Source organism: uncultured Clostridium sp. (assembly GCF_934754925.1).
Taxonomy (GTDB): domain Bacteria; phylum Bacillota; class Clostridia; order Clostridiales; family Clostridiaceae; genus Clostridium.
The window spans coordinates 1-18664 of record NZ_CAKVJA010000049.1 but is presented as its reverse complement, the minus strand read 5'-3'; the positions used below and the strand labels follow the sequence as shown (position 1 = coordinate 18664).

Genomic DNA, 18664 nt, shown 5'->3' with positions numbered 1-18664 from the left:
ATTTCTTGTATTTATTATATAATTATACCATTTTTTACTTTATTTTTGTAGTGGGATTATTTTAAATACCTTAGTAAAAAAATATTTATATCTTTCTACTAAGGTATTTTATCTTCTTAGCAATCAATTATCTACATAATAAAATCGCTTCATCATCATATTTAACTTCTATCTTAGCTATTCCATCTTTTATAGCTATTCCACTTTCATTAAATAACTCTGTATTTTTTATATTTATTTTATAAGGAATCTTTTCTCTAAATACTTTATTATCTAAGTGCTCAACTTCTAGGTAATAATTTAAAACTCTAATTCCTTCTTTATATAAACTATATATTTCATTAATATTACTCCCCTTTTTAATAGTAATATCTTTATTTATGTTAGCTATCTTTGAAGTTGATTTATTATTCTTATACTTTGCAAATCTATTATTATAAATATTCCTTGCAAATTCCCTATAACCATAATTCTTATCCTTTTCTCTTTCATTATATTGTTCAAATTTTACTACATCTTCATTTGAAAAATATATTAAATTTGAATGGCAGTATATTGTAACACTATCATCATAGTTAAGTAAGTACTTCCCATTACCATAAAAAGAATTAATGTGCATATACAATTTTTCACTTACTTTAATGTTATCACATACTTCCTTTATATCCCCCACAATCATATTAGAAGCTATATCTAAAACTTGTAAATTTTCTAAAAAAGCTAAACTTTTCACATCATTAATATCAATATAGGTAGAGCTTAAATATAAGTGTGTTAAGTTTGTTAAATTACATATTTCACTTGTTATTCCATCAATTCTTTTTAAAGCTGTGCTACTTAAATTTAGTTTAGTTATATTTTCAATTCTAAATAGTTCTTTTGGTAAGTATTTTAGATTATTAAAAGAAAAGTTTACTTCTTCTAAGTTTATACATTTTCCTATTTCTTTAGATATCCCAACTAAATTTCCATTTGTTTGAAAGGTGTTTAACGGATAATATAGATTGCAAGATGATTCATCTCCATTAACCTTAATTGATTTTAAAGATTTAAACCTTCCAATTATTTTTGGAATGACAGAATTATTAGGAATACTTGTAGAATTTATTGATACCTCTCTTATATCTTTTAAATCCTTAATTGTTATTTCACTAACCTCCTTACTCTGCTTCGATGCAACAACTTCTAATAACCATATTTGTTCTTCTAATTCTTGTACTAATTGCTCATTTTCTAATATCTTTGTTTCATCAGTGATTTTATTATTATATTTTATTGTTATATCTGTTTCTATTTTATTTTCTTCTATTAGATTTGCATTAGATCTGTTATTTGTTTCCATTGTTATTAAAATAGTCATATCTTGCATCTTTCTATTCATTCTCCTCCTCAATTTAGCTTCTACATTTATTACATTAGTATTATTTATTGACCATTTGCAAAGCATTTTTTACTTTTATTTCTAATTATACATTATATTTGTATTATAATCTCTATTCTTTTAATCTTTTTTGTTATTTATTACAAAGAGATTTAATAAAAATTTTATATTTTGGCATAAAAATAGAGCTACTCGGGGGACATCCATTTATTGGATGCTCCCCGGAGGTAGCCCGAATTTTGTCTAATCTAATTGTGCTTTTCCAGTGTATAATTGATAATATCTTCCCTTTTCTTCTAATAAAGAATCATGGTTTCCTCTTTCAATTATTTCACCTTGCTCAAGAACCATTATTGCATGAGAGTTCTTAATAGTTGAAAGTCTGTGAGCAATTACAAAAACAGTTCTTCCTTCCATAAGCTTATCCATACCTTCTGCAATAAGTTTTTCAGTTCTTGTATCAATTGAACTTGTTGCTTCATCCATTATTAAAACTGGTGGATTAGCAATTGCAGCTCTTGCGATAGCAAGTAATTGTCTTTGTCCTTGAGATAATCCTTCCCCATCACCTGTAATAACTGTGTCATATCCATGTGGTAAATGCTTGATGAATGTATGAGCATTTGCAAGCTTAGCTGCTGCTTTAACTTCTTCATCAGTTGCATTTAAGTTACCATATCTGATATTGTCAGCTATTGTACCAGTAAATAAGTGAGTATCTTGAAGAACTATTCCTAATGATCTTCTTAAATCATCCTTCTTAATGTCCTTAACATCTATTCCATCATAAGTAATTGTACCTGAATTGATTTCATAGAATCTATTTATTAAGTTAGTAATTGTAGTTTTACCAGCTCCTGTTGATCCAACGAAAGCAATCTTTTGTCCTGGTTTAGCAAAAAGACTTATATCTTTTAATACAATCTTTTCTTCATTGTATCCAAAGACAACATTCTTAAATCTAACATCACCAGTAAGTTCTCTTAATATAGGTTCATCACTTAATTCTGTAGCAGATTCTAATTGAGATTCTATTTTAGAATCATTTAAAGTTGCAGTAGTTGCTGCCATTTCTGATATTGAAGCAGTTTCCGCTAATGTCTTTCTCATTTTAGCTACAACTGATGATGGTATTTTCCAAGCCCAGTGACCTGTGTACTTATCAGTTTCAACTAATCTACCATCTTCTTTAACTTCAACTCTTGTTAAAGTAACTTCACCATCATCAACTTCAACTTCTTCATCTAAAGCTGTAAATATTCTTTCAGCTCCTGCTAAGGCTGCTAATATCATATTTACTTGTTGAGATACTTGTGCAATTGGATTAGAAACTTGCTTTGTATATTGTAAATAAGATACTAATGAACCTAGGTCAAATGCACCTGCTATTGTCATTAATCCACCAACACAACAAGTTACTGCATAATTCATATGAGAAAGATTTCCTAACATTGGCATCATGTATCCACCAAATGTTTGAGCTCCTGTAGAAGCTTTTCTTAATTCTTCATTATGCTTTTTAAAATCTTCAATTGCTTCTTCTTCATGACAGAATACTTTTATTACCTTTTGTCCTTCTATCATTTCTTCAACATAACCATTTAATGCTCCAATATTTTTTTGTTGCATTCCAAAATAATACTTACTCTTAGCTCCAACCTTGCTTATAACAAAAATCATTAATGCTAAAAATGTAACTGTTATTATAATTAGTACTGGACTTAAAACAACCATCATTGATATTGTTCCTATAAATGTAAGTCCTGAAGCTAAAATATTTGTAAAACTGTTATTTAAAGCTTCACCAATATTATCAATATCATTAGTATATAAACTCATTAAGTCACCATGAGTATTTCTGTCAAAATATTTAATAGGAAGCTCTTGCATCTTATTAAATAAATCTGTTCTTATATTACTAATAGTGTTTTGAGCAACATGTACCATTAATCTTGCATATCCATATGATGCAAGTGCACCTAATCCAAAGATTGTACCTAATACTGCTAACATCTTAGCAAGTCCACTAAAATCACCTGGTAAAATATAATTATTTACTAATGGCTTTAAGAAATATGATCCTGCTACCATTGCAATTGAATTTACAACTATTAATACCATTACTATAATTAACTGTAACTTATATTTACCTAAATAGCTCATTAATGTTTTTAATGTCTTTTTCATATTTTTAGGCTTTGGAGGTCCTGGCTTTTTACCGCCTTTACCTGGCCCTGCTTGTCCCTTAGCCATATTATTTTTATCCTTATTCACGTAAACCCACCCCTTCCTGTTGAGATTTGTATACATCTTTATAAATTTCACTACTTTCCATTAACTCATCATGAGTTCCAATTGCGCTAATCTTACCATCATCCATAACGATAATCTTATCTGCAGTAGCTACAGAATTTACTCTTTGTGCAATTATTATCTTAGTAGTGTCTTTTAAATCTTCTGCAAATGCTTTTCTAATCTTTGCATCAGTTGCTGTATCAACAGCACTTGTACTATCATCTAAAATTAATACTTTAGGTTGCTTTAATATAGCTCTTGCTATACAAAGTCTTTGCTTTTGTCCACCTGATACATTAACTCCACCTTGTTCAATATGCATATCATATCTACCTGGTAGTCTATCAATAAATTCATCTACACATGCTGATGCTGCAGCTGCTTCAATTTCTGCCTCTGTAGCATTTTCATTACCCCACATAAGGTTTTCTCTAATAGTTCCTGAGAATAATGTATTCTTTTGAAGAACCATAGCAACTTCATTTCTTAAAGTTTCAATGTGATAGTCCTTAACATTAACTCCACCAACATAAACTTCACCTTCAGTTGCATCATAAAGTCTTGGTATAAGCTGAACTAAGCTTGACTTACCTGAACCTGTGCTACCAATTATACCAACAGTTTCACCAGCTTTAATAGTAATGTTTATACCTTCTAAGTTATTTTCATCACTATCATCTTCGTATTTAAAGTTAACATTTCTAAATTCAATTTCACCATTTTTAACTTTAGTTATTGGATTAACTGGATCCTTAATATCTGGTTCTTCTTCTAAAACTTCAATTATACGTTGTGCTGATGCAACTGCTCTTGAAAGCATCATAAGAACCATTGAAAGCATCATAAGAGACATTAAAATTTGGAAAGAATAAGTCATGAAACTTGTAAGCTTACCAACTGTTAATGTACCTGCATGAACCATGTTTCCACCAAACCAAAGTATCCCTATAACACTAGCAAATACAACAACTTGCATAATTGGCATGTTTAAAACAACTATACCAAATGCGCCTTCTGAAGCCTTTAATAAATCATCATTACTTGCTTTAAATTTTTCTTTTTCTTTGTTACGTCTTACGAAAGATTTAACAACTCTCATACCAATTAAATTTTCTTGAACTGTAGTATTTAAATTATCTATCTTTCCTTGCATTGCTTCAAATCTTGGTTTAACATTCTTAATTATTAAAGCAATTGCAATAGTAAGAACAGGCATAGATACTAAGAATATCATTGCTAATTTAGCACTAATTGTAACTGAAATAATACAAGCAACAATAAGCATCATAGGTGCTCTAACTAAAAGCTTGATTCCCATTGTTAATGAGTTTTGTATCATTGTAATATCTGTAGTTAAACGTGTAATTAATGATGCAGTACTGAATTTTTCAATATTCTTAAATGAATAAGTTTGAATTTTTTCATATTCTGCTTGTCTAAGTTCTGCACCAAATCCTTGACCTGCTATAGCTGCAAACTTTGATAATCCAAGTCCAAAGCTTAATGATATAGCTGCCATTATAAGCATTAATAATCCCATTTTTATTGTATAACCCATATTTCCTGTAGAAATACCAACGTCAACGATTTGTGCCATTACTAATGGAATTAATAATTCAAAAGTAGCTTCTAATGCTGCACATAAAACTCCTAGAATTAATTGAGTCTTATATTTTTTCATATAGGGAGCTAATTTTTTTATCATACTTTTCACCTCTCCTTTATATCCATTTGTATATAGATTTTCTATTTTTATATAAACATTATTGATGGTGTATTCTATTTTTATACATCAGCTTTAATGTTTTTTACAATTTTATAAATTAGCTTTAATATAAATTTAATAAATACATAGTTACCTATGTATTTAAATTAAAAATAAGAGGAATTTACTCCTCCATATTCTTAAGTACTCTATATAATAAATCTTTTAACATTTTTACTTCATCATCACTCAAGTCTTTAACTAGTTGTTTTTCTATATTATCTGCTCCAAACTTAAAGCTTTTACATATAACATCTCTTCCTTTTTCAGTTACATGAAGACATTTATATCTTGCATCAGTGCTGCTTGGACATCTAGCTATCATTTCTTTTTCTTCTAGTCTTTTTACTATGCCTGTTACAGTTGGATTGGTCAACTTTAAACATTTTTCTATATCTTTTTGAAATACATCTCTTTCATGCTCATTTCTATCTATAAAACATAAAATTTCATGTTGTACACCAGTTAAATTAAAATCTGCAAGATTTTTATTAATTTTAGTAACAACTCTTCCATTTATAAATTTTATTAACAGACCTACATGTTCTTTTGGATTAAAGTTTCGCATTTTTTATCCTCCTTATTACATAGCACACTATGTATTCTAACATTGAGTTTTTTTGCCGTCAAGTTAATAATATTCATATAAAATATATCAATTAATTCAATTATTTACTTTATAAAATTTAATATATTCAATTTAAACATTTTTGAGATTAATATCTATTAATTTTATTCCTTATATTTATAATTCATTTGTAAACTTTTTGTTAATTATGTATTTATTTTGAAATAATATGGTATAATTTGCTACAGTTTCTTAATTTTTTCATAATAAGGGGGAGAAAAAAATGAAAAAAAACAAAATAATTAGTATGTTTTTAGCTGTAAGTTTAGCATTAACTCCACTTACGCCTCAAGCTGAAACATCTAATACCCACTTTCCAATAACATATACTTCAGAAAGTGGAAATTATACTGCAACAAAACTATCACATCCAAATGATGATGTAATGCAACCAGATGGAATAATCGAATATGAAAATGGTATTAATGACCGTGGTGAAAATTATTCTTGGTCTGCTGTTGGTCATGGTGACTATATGTATGTTGGAGTACTATATGGTGCCATCTCTAGAACACTTCAAATAATGGCTGCGCAAAATAATATTGATTACTCATTATTTAAGGCTTCTATTGACGCACTTTTTAATGGTACTCTTTTTATGGGTGATGAAGAAAATAATCCAAATAATGAAAATAGAAGTATGCTATTAAAATTAAATACTAAAACTGGAGAAGTAACAGTTGTTAGACCTCCAAGTGATGCATCTTATCGTGCTGCAATTGAATATAAGGGTAAATTATACTTTGCCGCATCTGCAAGTCAACCTTATTTATTAGAAGTAGATCCTACTGATGATAGTACAAAAATAGTATATACTAGTCAAAAACCTTCTAATCCATTTATTTCAGTTGGAATTAGAGGACTTACTGTTGTAAATGATAATCTTGTTGCAAGTATGATTGGTGATAATGGTGCTTATATAGTATCATCTAATAATCCATCTGAAGGGGAATCTTCCTTCAAAACAATTGCAACTCAACAAGATTTGCTAGACTATCCTGCTTACTATTATAACGATAGTATTTTTGGTGGTGCTATTTGGGACATGGTTGAATTTAATAATAAACTTTATGTAACTGTAGTAACCGGAAAATCTGGAAATAAGCAAGCATTTGCAATGTTTAGTGGTGAAGAAAATAAGGAAACTGGCAAATGGGACTTTAATCTTATTGTTGGTGATGAAAAAGATGGGGCTGCTTATCCATATGGATTAGGTGCAGATAGATCTGGTGCTGGTAACTTATTTGTATATGATAACCACTTATATATTGGTGGTTATAATGACCCTATGATAGCTTTAGCTGATGTTCTTAATATGAATTTTGAAGAGCTTTATAAAGACCTTTCTTCTCCAGTTTGCTTATGGAGAATGGATACAGATGAAAATATTAATATGGTTGCTGGTGATTCAAATGAATTATTCCCAACTGTTCTTGGTAATCAATCTGCTGGTTTTGGAAGCAACTTAAATCAATATGTATGGAGAATGGCAGAGTACGATAATAAGCTTTATGTTGGTACATTTGATATTGGTAGTTTAGCATATCCACTTATGCAATTTACAAATGGTGATGTGCTTCATATGACACCTGAAGAAATTAAATCTCAAATTCATTATATTAAAGTACTTTTAGAAGTTCTTAAGAAAAATGATGAAGATGCTACTATTACTGAGTCTACAGATGCTAATACTAAATCTAATTATTCTGAAGAAGCTAAATATATTAATTCACTTTCAGCGGAAGATCAAAATGATGTAGAAAATTCTTTAACTGAATTATATGATGGATTATCAGAATTAGAGTCAGTATTAGATTTAGAAGCATATTCTGAAACTGAAACTTGTGGTTTATCTGATTCATTACTTAATATTTATCAAAATCTAGTTAATGAATATTTAAAAATACGTGATTTACTACCAGAAGATTTAGTTGAAATATTGGACAAAACTTTAAATCAAGATTCTGTTGATAATTTATTCTATTTCTTAGAAACTTGCAAGTATTTAAGTGCTGGAGAACGTGGATTTGATTTACTTGTATCTGAAGATGGTATAAACTTTGAAACTATTACTACTAATGGTCTTGGTGATCCTTATAATCATGGATGCCGTATTTTTGCAGTAACAAACTCTGGATTAACTTTAGGAACTGCTAATCCATTCTATGGTACACAAGTGTGGAAAGTAACTGATAATCAAAGAGGTACTATTCTTGATTCTATAATCAAAAATACAGATGTGACTTATAATAAGAATCCTGAAGCTTCTGAAAATAAAAATGTCTCTTTTGATGTTGATTTCAATGGAAACACATTAAAAACAATTCAATTAAATTATAATACATTAAAAGAAGGAACTGATTATACAGTAAGTGATAACCAAATTATATTAAGTGAAACTCTTCTTAACTCATTAGAAGTAGGCACTTATTCTCTTAGCTTTACTTTTAGTGCAGGAAGCAGAGCTAATGCAGTATTACATGTAATTGATGAAGCTAATTCTAATAATAATAATAATAATAACAATAATAACGGGGATAATTCTGGAACTAATAATGACAATATAATTAGACCTACAAAACCTAATAATCAAAATAATAGTTCTAATAGCTCTAATACAAATAAATTACCTCAAACAGGGGCTTTAGTTTCAAGTACTGTAATTGTGTTTATTGGTTTAATACTTTTATGTGCAGGTACTTTATTATTGAAGAAAAAATCAAAATATAATGCACAATAAATAATATTGTAAACTTAACTTATTATCTGTTATATCAAATTGTTGGTAACAACATTTTGATATAACAGATTTTTTTATATTAAACATCTTTTTTTATAAAAAAGATGACTTCTAATAATCATAGAAATCATCTAATAATATTTGTTAATAATATTTTATTATAAGAAAACTACTTCTCTACAACCTCTTTTGCCTTAACAGGTTGTACAATTGCTTTATTTATTCCAACTATTTTCATTATTGCTTCAGATCTTTCCTTAGTTGATCCTGTAATTACTGAATACTTAACATTTTCAGCATCTAAGAATCCTAAGATAGCCTTATCCACCATTTGAGCAACTTCTTCGTCTTGCCATCTAACTCCATCTTTCTTATAACCAAATTCTCTTGGTACAAAGAATATGTGATCATATTGTGGTAGATCTCTGATTGCTAAGCTATATAAATCATTTAATATTTCGATTTCTTTCTTAGTTCTCTTCTTATCTCCAAGCATTAATCTTCCATATATGTACGGTACAAAAGTAGCATAGTCAGTTATAGCATAATCATGTCCATCTAAGCTCTTTTCTAAATGTAATTGACCTAAATATATTCCATATTGTTCTGAAATAGATTCAATCATTCCCTTATCTCTTAAATAATCAGTGCTGTATTCTGTAGCAACTCCTACATTTATGTCTCTAATTTTTAAGTCTACGTATAATTGTTGAATTAATGTTGTTTTACCACATCTTGGTCCACCTAGTATAGCAATTCTTACTGGCATTGGCAACTCCTCCAAATATTTATATAAAATTTCATTTTTTTGTTCGTCCCTTTGAGAAATATAATTATACCAATAACTTAAATATTTTTCAACGACAATTTTTACTATATTTCGATATACCTCCGGGGAACACCCAATAAATGGGTGTTCCCCGGAGGCACATACATTTTATGGAATAGTTAAAGTATCCTTACTATATTCTTAACTGCTCTTTCTATATTAATTGGCCCTTGCTTTAGTGCCTCCTCTATTGTTGTTACTCCTGGTAATATCCCAATTACTGAAGTTATTCCGAAATCATAAAGTTCATCTATACCTTCTCCTACATTACCAGAAAAAACTATTACTGGTATACCATGCTTTTTAGCTATCATTGATACACCAACAGGCGTTTTTCCAAATTTGCTTTGAAAATCTATACTTCCCTCACCTGTAAAAACATAATCTGCGCCTTTAATTTTCTCTTCTAATTTTGAGTATTCAATAACAATATCGATTCCTCTTCTAAGCTTTCCATTACATAATCCAAGAAGCGCTGCACCTAATCCCCCAGCAGCTCCTGCACCTTCAATATTATCAATCTCTTTATCCATTCTTTCTTTAATAATATTTGAAAAATGCTTTAATCCATCATCTAATATTTTAACAATTTCTTTATCTGCACCCTTTTGAGGTCCAAATACATAGCTTGCTCCATTAATTCCTGTTAGTGGATTCTTTACATCACAAGCAACTTCTATATCAACATTTAGAATTCTATTATCAAAAGAAGACATATCTATATCTACAATCTTACTTAATTCACCTCCACCAAAACCTACATCTTGTCCATCTTCATCTATAAATCTTATTCCTAAGGCTTGAAGCATACCAACACCAGCATCGTTAGTTGCACTTCCGCCTAATCCTATTAATATCTTCTTAACCCCTTTATTTAATGCAGAAATAATTAATTCCCCAGTTCCATAACTTGTAGTAATTAATGGATTCCTTTTTTCCCTTGGAACTAACTGAAGTCCACTAGCTTCTGCTATTTCTATAATAGCAGTTTCTCCATCTCCAAGTATTCCATAAGTGGCAAGAACTTTATTTCCTAATGGTGCAGTAACTTCCTGCTTATATATTGTTCCTTCAGTTGCATCAACTAAAGACTGAACAGTTCCTTCACCTCCATCCGCCATAGGTACATGTATACATTCTGCATCCTTATATACCCTTCTTATTCCACTTTCCATTGCACTACAAACTTCTTTTGCAGTCATACTTTCCTTAAAAGAATCAGGTGCTAATACAAACTTCATAATATATCTCCTCCATAATAACAAAATCCATTTTCCACTTTTTGTAACGACCCCGGAGGTCCTTACATAAAATGTAAGAACCTCCGGGGTCGTTACATATTTTTACAGTTAATTATACTTCTTCTTCTGCATCAATCTTGCTCTCTACATATTTCTTATATTTAATTTTACTCTCTTCCATCATATTCTTTACTTCACATTCCAAATCCTTTTTATTATTTTCTTCAATTATTGAATATATGTTAAATAAATCTAATATCTCGTTTTCATCTATACACATATCTGTCATTAACTTTCTACTATTTAAATCTAAATCCTTAAACTTATCTTCATTTAGTACAATCTTATTATAGCTAGACCACATATAATTTTCTGGACTACCAACCATTTTAGCTCTGACTGGATTTAAATGTATATACCTACTAACCTCAAGTAATTCTATAACATTATTTATTAAATTACTAAAATATCTTCCTTGAAACAAATGACCTATACATTGATATTTACTGTTAAAATATCTTGCATACATACTATTAATTCTTCTCATAAAAAAACTTGGCTCCTTAGTGCCGGTCTTCAAAAGCAAATGAACATGGTTACTCATAAGACAATAGCTAATTAATTTATAATTATCATCCTGATAAAACTTTAAAGTCTCTTTTAAAATTCCTAAATAAACAATATAATCAATATTTTCTCTAAATATTATTTCCTGACGATTTCCTCTATTAGTTATATGATAAATTGCTCCAGCTACCCATGGTCTCTTTGGTGATGCCATTAAAAACTCTCCTCCTTATAAAAGTTTTAACTAAATTATTGACAGATGATATAAAAATAATACGCCTCCGGGAAACATCCATTTATTGGGTGTTCCCCGGAGGCGCATACAAAAATTTACATTGGGTAACTCTTAATTACTGCTAAATTCCCCTTAACAACATATTTTCCTAATGTTGCAGGTATTAAGTAACTATCTCCCATCTTTATTTCCTCACAGAAACCTTGCTTAATCATATCCTTATCAACTTGTCCATTCGTTTCGTTAACTTGTCCATTTGTTCCATCTCCTTCAAGAGTTCCATCACCTTCAACAGTTTCATGTCCTTCGATAGTTCCACAACCATCAACACAAGTTAAAATGAAGAATTTTTCTTCATTACTACAATCATTCCATTCAGTTTCAATATTAATTTTTTGCATTCCAAAATATTTATTTTCACCAAAATCTACTTTAGAAAATCCATCAAATTTAACAACTTCCTTATTTGATAAGTTTTCAGCCCTTAATTTAAAGTCTATTACATCTAAAGATTTCTCAACATGAATCTCTCTCGGTCTTCCATAATCATAAACTCTGTAAGTAACATCTGAATTTTGTTGTATTTCAACTATTATTAATCCTTCACAAATAGCATGAACTAATCCACTATTAATTAAGAAACAATCTCCCTTTTTAACATCTACAACATTTAAATAATCTTCAGATTTTCCCTCTTCTATAGCCTTAGCAAATACTTCTTTATCGCAGTTCTTTGTTCCAACAATTAATTTTGCCCCTGGCTTTGCATTTACAACGTACCATGCTTCTGTTTTACCAAGTTGATTTTCAACTCTTTGAGCATATTCATCTCCTGGATGAACTTGAACAGATAATTTTTCTCCTGAATTTATTAATTTAACTAACAATGGGAATTTTTCTGTACTTACTTTTGAACCAACTAAAGCATGTCCAAATTCAGATATTATTTCATCAAACTTTTTCCCTTTTAATTCACCATTTGCAACTACTCCAGTTCCACTTGGATGACATGCAATATCCCAAGATTCACCAACATCTCCAGATGGCAAGTTATTTCTAAAAGCCTCTAAATCCCTTCCACCCCAAATTTTCTCATAATAAACGTTTTCAAACCTAATTGGATACATAATGACATCTCCTTCTCTTCTTTTATACTTAATTTATATAATTTCTATTAATAATCCTATATACTTTTATATTAATTTTATATTATTATATATCCAAAAACAATGTATTTAATTTCATATTTATTGGATTTTTTTCATATTTTTTATATACAAATTAATATTTTATTTGAAACATGTATATTTCTTGTACAACCTTCAAAGACTATATATATGCTTAGGAATAGAACACTATGAAACTAATTGGCTTACACTCATTTATTCCTAAAGCTAATTTAATAATTAGTATCTTGTATAGTGTATTTACAATATTTGTATTACAAGGAGGGAGCATCTTGAAAGATAAGTCTAACGTTTATTTGCCACATGTAAGAAGTTATTACGAACCTAGTAAAGAATCATTAGTAAGCCATTCTCCAGAAGGAGTGGATACAATTTTAGCAAATACTGTTGAAGACCAAATAGTAGTAAACAATATAGCATGTCAGGAATTTAGTTATATAGATGATGGTGACGATATATAGATTAATACAACAATATATATAACTTTAATATTAAATTTATTTGTTTGATTTAATTTTCAACTCAATAGGATAATACATATATTAAAGGAGATATAATATTATGGCTAAATCTAATGATAAACAACACAGAACTAGAGGTGTTATACCTTCTAGTAATACTGAGCTTCCAAATCCTCTTAACAGTTTTAATAGTCCTCTTGGTAGTTTAAACAATAAAAATAAAGATACTATCCAAAAGGAAAATGGTAAACAAAATTCTTTATTTTAATTAGTATCTCAAAAGAAAAAATGCGCTGATAAGTAAAAACTTCAGCGCATTTTTCTTATTGTCTTAAAAACAATTATGTAAATATTATATTATAGCAATATATGAGCCAATATATGTTAGTCAAAAACAAAAAATAAAAATAATTATTATATTATAATAATATCTAATCCAACACTCACTAATTGAATATATATAAGTTAAGTATCCAGAATTATCTTATAAAAATATATAAATTAATACTCTATTTTTATTCTTTATTAGCACTATTTAGATAGTCTATTACCTCATTTGCAGGTAAAGGCGCTGAAAAATAATATCCTTGGAAGTAATCACATCCTATATTACTTAATTTCATAAATTGTGATTCTGTTTCAACACCTTCAATTACAGTCTCCATATTAAGTATGTGAGCAATATTCTTTATACTATTTACAATTTTAAAGTCAACATTAAATTCATTATCAATAAATATTCTATCAATCTTTAAAATATCAAGTTTAAACTTCTTCAAATAACTAAAGGATGCATATCCTGTTCCAAAATCATCTAAGGCAATTTTTATTCCCTTTTGATTTAATAATAATAGATTATCATGAATAATTATATTTTCATCAAGAACTACTGATTCTGTTATTTCAAAGCATAAATTTTCTATAATAAAATTATATTTATTAAGTATTTTCTCAACTCTATCTACAAAATCAACTTCCATAAGTTGAATTGGAGAAACATTTATACTAACTTGTAATCTATAACCTAAATTAAATAATTCAATAAAATTCTTACATACTTCTTCTATAATCCAATAGCCTATTTTAACTATTTCCCCAGTTTCCTCTGCGTATCCAATAAATTGTGCTGGTGAAATACAACCTAGTTTTTTATTATTCCATCTAATTAAAGCTTCTAACTTCTTTGTGCACTTATTTTTATCTACTATTGGTTGATAGTATAAAATGAATTCATTGTTATCTACTGCAAATTTTAAATCTTCTTTCATATTTTCAATTTTAATTATCTCATTATAAATTGAATCATTAAAAAATACTAATTTTGAATTTCTACTGCTTCTTTTACTAGAATACATCATAAAATCACTTTTATTAATTAAATCATTAAAACTATCCCCATCTCTAGGATATACAGAAACTCCAGAGGCAAAATCCATAAATACTTTTTTACCATTATTAAATTCTACAGGTTCTTTAAATTCTTCTAATACTACATTGTTATAAAACAATTCTAGCTCATCATTATCAATATAATTAGTATATATAATTATAAATTCATCACCAGAATATCTAGCTACTATTCCTTTATCCTTTAAACACTTCTTAAGTTTATTACTAAAGCTAATTAATACCTCGTCTCCTGCACTATGCCCAAAAACATCATTAATATATTTAAATTTATTTAAATCAACAAATATTAATGCAAACTTTTCTTTATTCTCTATTAAATCATTACATAGCTTAAGTAATAACTTTCTATTAGGCAATTGAGTTAATTCATCATGATAAATAAAAGATTTAATTTTTTTATCAATTGAAGCTCCCAAAGAATTAGATACAACCTCTAATTGTTCAAATTCATCTAATCTTTCAAATTCTAAGTCTTTATTATCTAAATTTTTTAACACGATTTTCAATTTATCTAATGAATTTAATATTGGCTTAAATGTTCTTCTAATTAAAGCAACTAAAGCTGATACATACATTATCACCAAAATAGAAAATATTAAAATTCTAACCCTATTAATACCTTTCATATTTTTATTGTAAATAATAGAATCTTTATCAAACTCTAAAAATATATCTATCTTATCATCTAAAACATTATTCATCTTTATTACATGTTCATTTCTTTTTTTATCAATATTATTAACAATTCCATCACTACAATAATAAGTATTATCATCAATCTTTATGTAACTATTTAATTCTCCCATATAAAATTTAGAATTTATATCTTTAACTAAATTATCTAATAAAATATCTAGTACAATTACCCCTAATGTCTCATTACTTTCATCTGAATAAATAAAACTAATTACTGAAGATTTATATTCTCTAGTTATATGATCAATATAAATACCTGTTGTTATTTCATTATCATCCTTACTAACTTGAAAGTTTTCCAACTTATAATTTTCAAAATAACTTGGAGTTTCAATTAATTTATCAGAATAAAATAAATACTTTCCTGGAATATTTATAATAGAAACACCATCTATAAATATTAAATCCTTTAAATAGTCTTGAATATATGTAATTTCTTCAGTGACTTTTTTTATCTCTTCTTCAGTTAAATCATCAATACTCCTATTATTATTTAAAATACCTACTAAATTTTTATCTACAGCTATTTTTCTTGCAATATCCTTTAATATATATATTTCCTGATTTAGTATTTTTTCAGCTTCTTTGTAATGAGTATTATATGTAGATTCAGCACTCTTTTCTAAGGCATACTTCATAAGTACCCCATTAGTTAATATTAAAAGTCCCATAAATACAATACCTATAAGAACTAACTTCAAGTTAATTTTTTTACTAAAATTCACTATGTCACCTCATCAGTTTTTTCTTTTATTCATTGAATATATTATCATACAATTTTTTTTAAATCTACCAATTATAATTTAAGGTTTTATTGTAAGTATTTTACTTAAATGTTAAAATGATAATGAATATTTGTAACAAAAGCTTGAAAGGAGATACTATGGAAAATTTAAAAAAACTTAAGCCATCAAAAGACTTATGGGTAAAAATAAAATGGATGGGGTCCTACGCTAAACCAGCAGTTCCATTCTTAATATTTTCAATAATAGTTAACATTATATTTGCTGTTATAGGTATTTATAATGTTACAGTTTCAAAATCATTAATAGACTCTGCAATTAGTGGTGACTCTGATGCTACAATTCGCTGGTTAATTATAATGCTTTCTATTACTTTAATTAGTATGCTATCAAGTCCAGTAACATCATTTATGAGTACACACTCATCAACTAAATTAACACAGAATATTCAGAGAAAAATATATCAACATATACAATGTAGTGATTGGCTAGAACAAAGTAAATTTCACTCTGTAAGCTTATTAACAAGAGTAACATCAGATGTTAGTAATATTAGTTCTGCTATTCTTGGTACAATTCCAAGTCTTGTTTCCTTAACAGTTACATTAGTTGGTTCTTTCTATACACTTATAAGTTGGGCACCTTCCATTGCATTTGCTGCAGTTTTTATAGGTCCATTCTTAATACTAGTTGGTAAATATTTTAGCCGTAAACTTAAGGATTTATACAAAGAAGCTCAAGAAGAAGATGTTAAATATAGATCCTTTATGCAGGAGTCTATTCAAAACATAATGATAGTTAAGACATTCTGTATGGAAAAAATAAATATGCATAGACTTGTGGAGATTCAAAATAATAAATATAAAATTGCTATGAGAAATACAAAACTATCAGTAATGACTTCAATGTCTATGAGCTTTTGCTCTTCAATTGCGTACTTTACAATATTTACTTGGGGAGTCTTAAACATTGCTAAGGGGGTATCAACTTATGGTACATTTACAGGAATGCTTCAATTATATAGTAAGGTACAAGCACCATTTTCTTCATTAGCAAGTATGATTCCTGGTCTTATATCAACTATAGCTGCCGCTGAAAGACTTATGGAGATAGAAGCTATTCCAGTTGAAAAAATGGCTGATGAAAAAGAGCTTGATGATATTGGTAGCTTAGAAGTTGCTTTAGATAGTATTAGTAGTAAGGTATCTTCTACATTTAATAAACCTAATATAGTTTTTGATAATGTAAGCTTTGCTTATAAGGCTAATAATAATATTTTAAATAATATTAACTTAACTATAGATGCCGGAGAAACAATTGCCTTTGTTGGTCCATCTGGAGAAGGTAAAACAACTATGATTAGATTAATCTTATCATTAATTAATCCTACTGAAGGTAATATACTACTTAGTGAAGGTAATCTTGTTAAGGAGATTAATAGAAATTATAGAGAACTTATTTCTTATGTTCCTCAAGGGAATACCTTATTCTCTGGAAGTATTAGAGATAATCTTAAATACGGTAACCCTTACGCTAGTGATGATGAAATTAAAGCTGCTTTAAAAAATGCTTGTGCTCTTGATTTTGTTAATGAACTTGAGGATGGCCTTGATACGATGATTGGTGAAAAAGGAGTTGGTATTTCTGAAGGACAAGCTCAAAGAATTGCTATTGCTAGATCTTTCTTAAGGGAAAGACCTATATTAATTCTTGATGAAGCTACTTCTGCTCTTGACCCTGAAACTGAAGTTAATGTTTTAAAGGCAGTTAGAGCATTGCCTACTAAGCCTACTTGTATAATAATAACTCACAGGCCTTCTGCCCTTAATATTTGTAATAGAATTATGAAATTGGAGAAGGGACATATTAGAGAGGTTAGTAGAGAAAGTATTTTAGAAGTTGCTAGTGAATTAGTTTAATTTTATAAAAAACACCCTCAATACTAACAAATTAGTATTGAAGGTGTTTTTTGTTACTTAAGATGGTCTTACAGCATGTCTTAACTCAACATTAGTAACATCTAGGTTATTTTCATTTTTATATTGATTTTCATTTGTTTTATTTACTGATAAATTAATAAGTTCTGGCTTTTTCCATTGTTTCATTTTATAATACCTTCTTATTATTTTTATCTTTATAAATAAGAATTAGCCTTATTATTATATTTTAAGATTACTAATATCATGTGTAAATTATTATTTGTAATAATTTTACATAACACTTTTGTATTATTACTTGTAATAATCAACTATATATTGAGTTTTATATTAATTATGAAATTTATATAATTAGTATTTATAATGATTGATATTAATTACTAAGATATAGTTGTAACATTGCCAGGCATATTACAGTCATATTGCCCATTTGCTTGAGCTTTAATCCAAATGTTATTTCCACAATGACATTTTGTATCTGACGTGTAGCCTTCTCCTTCTATATGATAATTTTGATCACTTATATCATTTCTAGGATGAGCTCCACAA

14 protein-coding genes are annotated in these 18664 nt (G+C 28.1%); 4 read left to right on the top strand and 10 right to left on the bottom strand.

What is annotated here, in order from left to right; genetic code table 11:
- Positions 1–127: 127 nt before the first annotated feature.
- From Q0G30_RS12290 to Q0G30_RS12275, 4 genes are all read right to left on the bottom strand, one after another.
- The gene (locus Q0G30_RS12290) at positions 128–1381 is read right to left on the bottom strand and encodes a hypothetical protein (protein WP_294390475.1); all 1254 of its coding nucleotides are present in this window, start codon (positions 1379–1381) and stop codon (positions 128–130) included.
- 243 nt (positions 1382–1624) lie between these two features.
- Positions 1625–3634 carry an ABC transporter ATP-binding protein gene (locus Q0G30_RS12285; protein ID WP_366014010.1) on the bottom strand — a complete coding sequence of 670 codons (2010 nt, stop codon included), beginning with the start codon at positions 3632–3634 and terminating at the stop codon, positions 1625–1627.
- Between the two features lie 13 nt (positions 3635–3647).
- Entirely contained in the window at positions 3648–5381 is a 1734-nt protein-coding gene (locus Q0G30_RS12280) for an ABC transporter ATP-binding protein (protein ID WP_294390471.1), read from the bottom strand.
- 184 nt (positions 5382–5565) lie between these two features.
- On the bottom strand, positions 5566–6009 hold the full coding sequence (locus Q0G30_RS12275) for a MarR family transcriptional regulator (RefSeq protein WP_294390468.1): 444 nt from the start codon (positions 6007–6009) through the stop codon (positions 5566–5568).
- A 283-nt stretch (positions 6010–6292) separates the two neighbouring features.
- Between Q0G30_RS12275 and Q0G30_RS12270 the strand changes: the two genes are divergently transcribed.
- Entirely contained in the window at positions 6293–8809 is a 2517-nt protein-coding gene (locus tag Q0G30_RS12270) for a X2-like carbohydrate binding domain-containing protein (RefSeq protein WP_294390464.1), read from the top strand.
- Positions 8810–8978: 169 nt separating this feature from the next.
- Here the strand turns inward: Q0G30_RS12270 and Q0G30_RS12265 are convergent, their stop codons facing one another.
- The 4 genes from Q0G30_RS12265 to Q0G30_RS12250 all read right to left on the bottom strand — a co-directional run bounded on the left by Q0G30_RS12265 (position 8979) and on the right by Q0G30_RS12250 (position 12808).
- Positions 8979–9578: an ATP-binding protein gene (locus Q0G30_RS12265; RefSeq protein ID WP_148324510.1), complete on the bottom strand. Its 600-nt coding sequence runs from the start codon at positions 9576–9578 to the stop codon at positions 8979–8981.
- A 179-nt stretch (positions 9579–9757) separates the two neighbouring features.
- Positions 9758–10879 (bottom strand): glycerate kinase, encoded by a 1122-nt coding sequence (locus Q0G30_RS12260; protein ID WP_148324507.1) that lies wholly within the window; start codon positions 10877–10879, stop codon positions 9758–9760.
- A 112-nt stretch (positions 10880–10991) separates the two neighbouring features.
- On the bottom strand, positions 10992–11660 hold the full coding sequence (locus tag Q0G30_RS12255; protein WP_294390455.1) for a transposase: 669 nt from the start codon (positions 11658–11660) through the stop codon (positions 10992–10994).
- A 116-nt stretch (positions 11661–11776) separates the two neighbouring features.
- The gene (locus tag Q0G30_RS12250) at positions 11777–12808 is read right to left on the bottom strand and encodes a type I phosphomannose isomerase catalytic subunit (protein ID WP_294390452.1); all 1032 of its coding nucleotides are present in this window, start codon (positions 12806–12808) and stop codon (positions 11777–11779) included.
- A 332-nt stretch (positions 12809–13140) separates the two neighbouring features.
- On the opposite strand from Q0G30_RS12250, the gene Q0G30_RS12245 reads away from it, so the two are divergent.
- Positions 13141–13329, top strand: a complete 189-nt coding sequence (locus Q0G30_RS12245; protein ID WP_148324498.1) for a hypothetical protein — start codon at positions 13141–13143, stop codon at positions 13327–13329.
- Positions 13330–13429: 100 nt separating this feature from the next.
- The gene (locus Q0G30_RS12240) at positions 13430–13597 is read left to right on the top strand and encodes a hypothetical protein (protein ID WP_195964124.1); all 168 of its coding nucleotides are present in this window, start codon (positions 13430–13432) and stop codon (positions 13595–13597) included.
- A 247-nt stretch (positions 13598–13844) separates the two neighbouring features.
- Here the strand turns inward: Q0G30_RS12240 and Q0G30_RS12235 are convergent, their stop codons facing one another.
- Entirely contained in the window at positions 13845–16160 is a 2316-nt protein-coding gene (locus tag Q0G30_RS12235; RefSeq protein WP_294390447.1) for an EAL domain-containing protein, read from the bottom strand.
- A 158-nt stretch (positions 16161–16318) separates the two neighbouring features.
- Between Q0G30_RS12235 and Q0G30_RS12230 the strand changes: the two genes are divergently transcribed.
- The gene (locus Q0G30_RS12230; RefSeq protein WP_294390442.1) at positions 16319–18097 is read left to right on the top strand and encodes an ABC transporter ATP-binding protein; all 1779 of its coding nucleotides are present in this window, start codon (positions 16319–16321) and stop codon (positions 18095–18097) included.
- Between the two features lie 57 nt (positions 18098–18154).
- Here Q0G30_RS12230 and Q0G30_RS12225 read toward each other — a convergent pair whose 3' ends face one another.
- A complete protein-coding gene (locus Q0G30_RS12225) occupies positions 18155–18283 on the bottom strand; it encodes a hypothetical protein (RefSeq protein WP_294390440.1) in 129 nt (42 codons plus the stop codon).
- Positions 18284–18664: the final 381 nt, after the last annotated feature.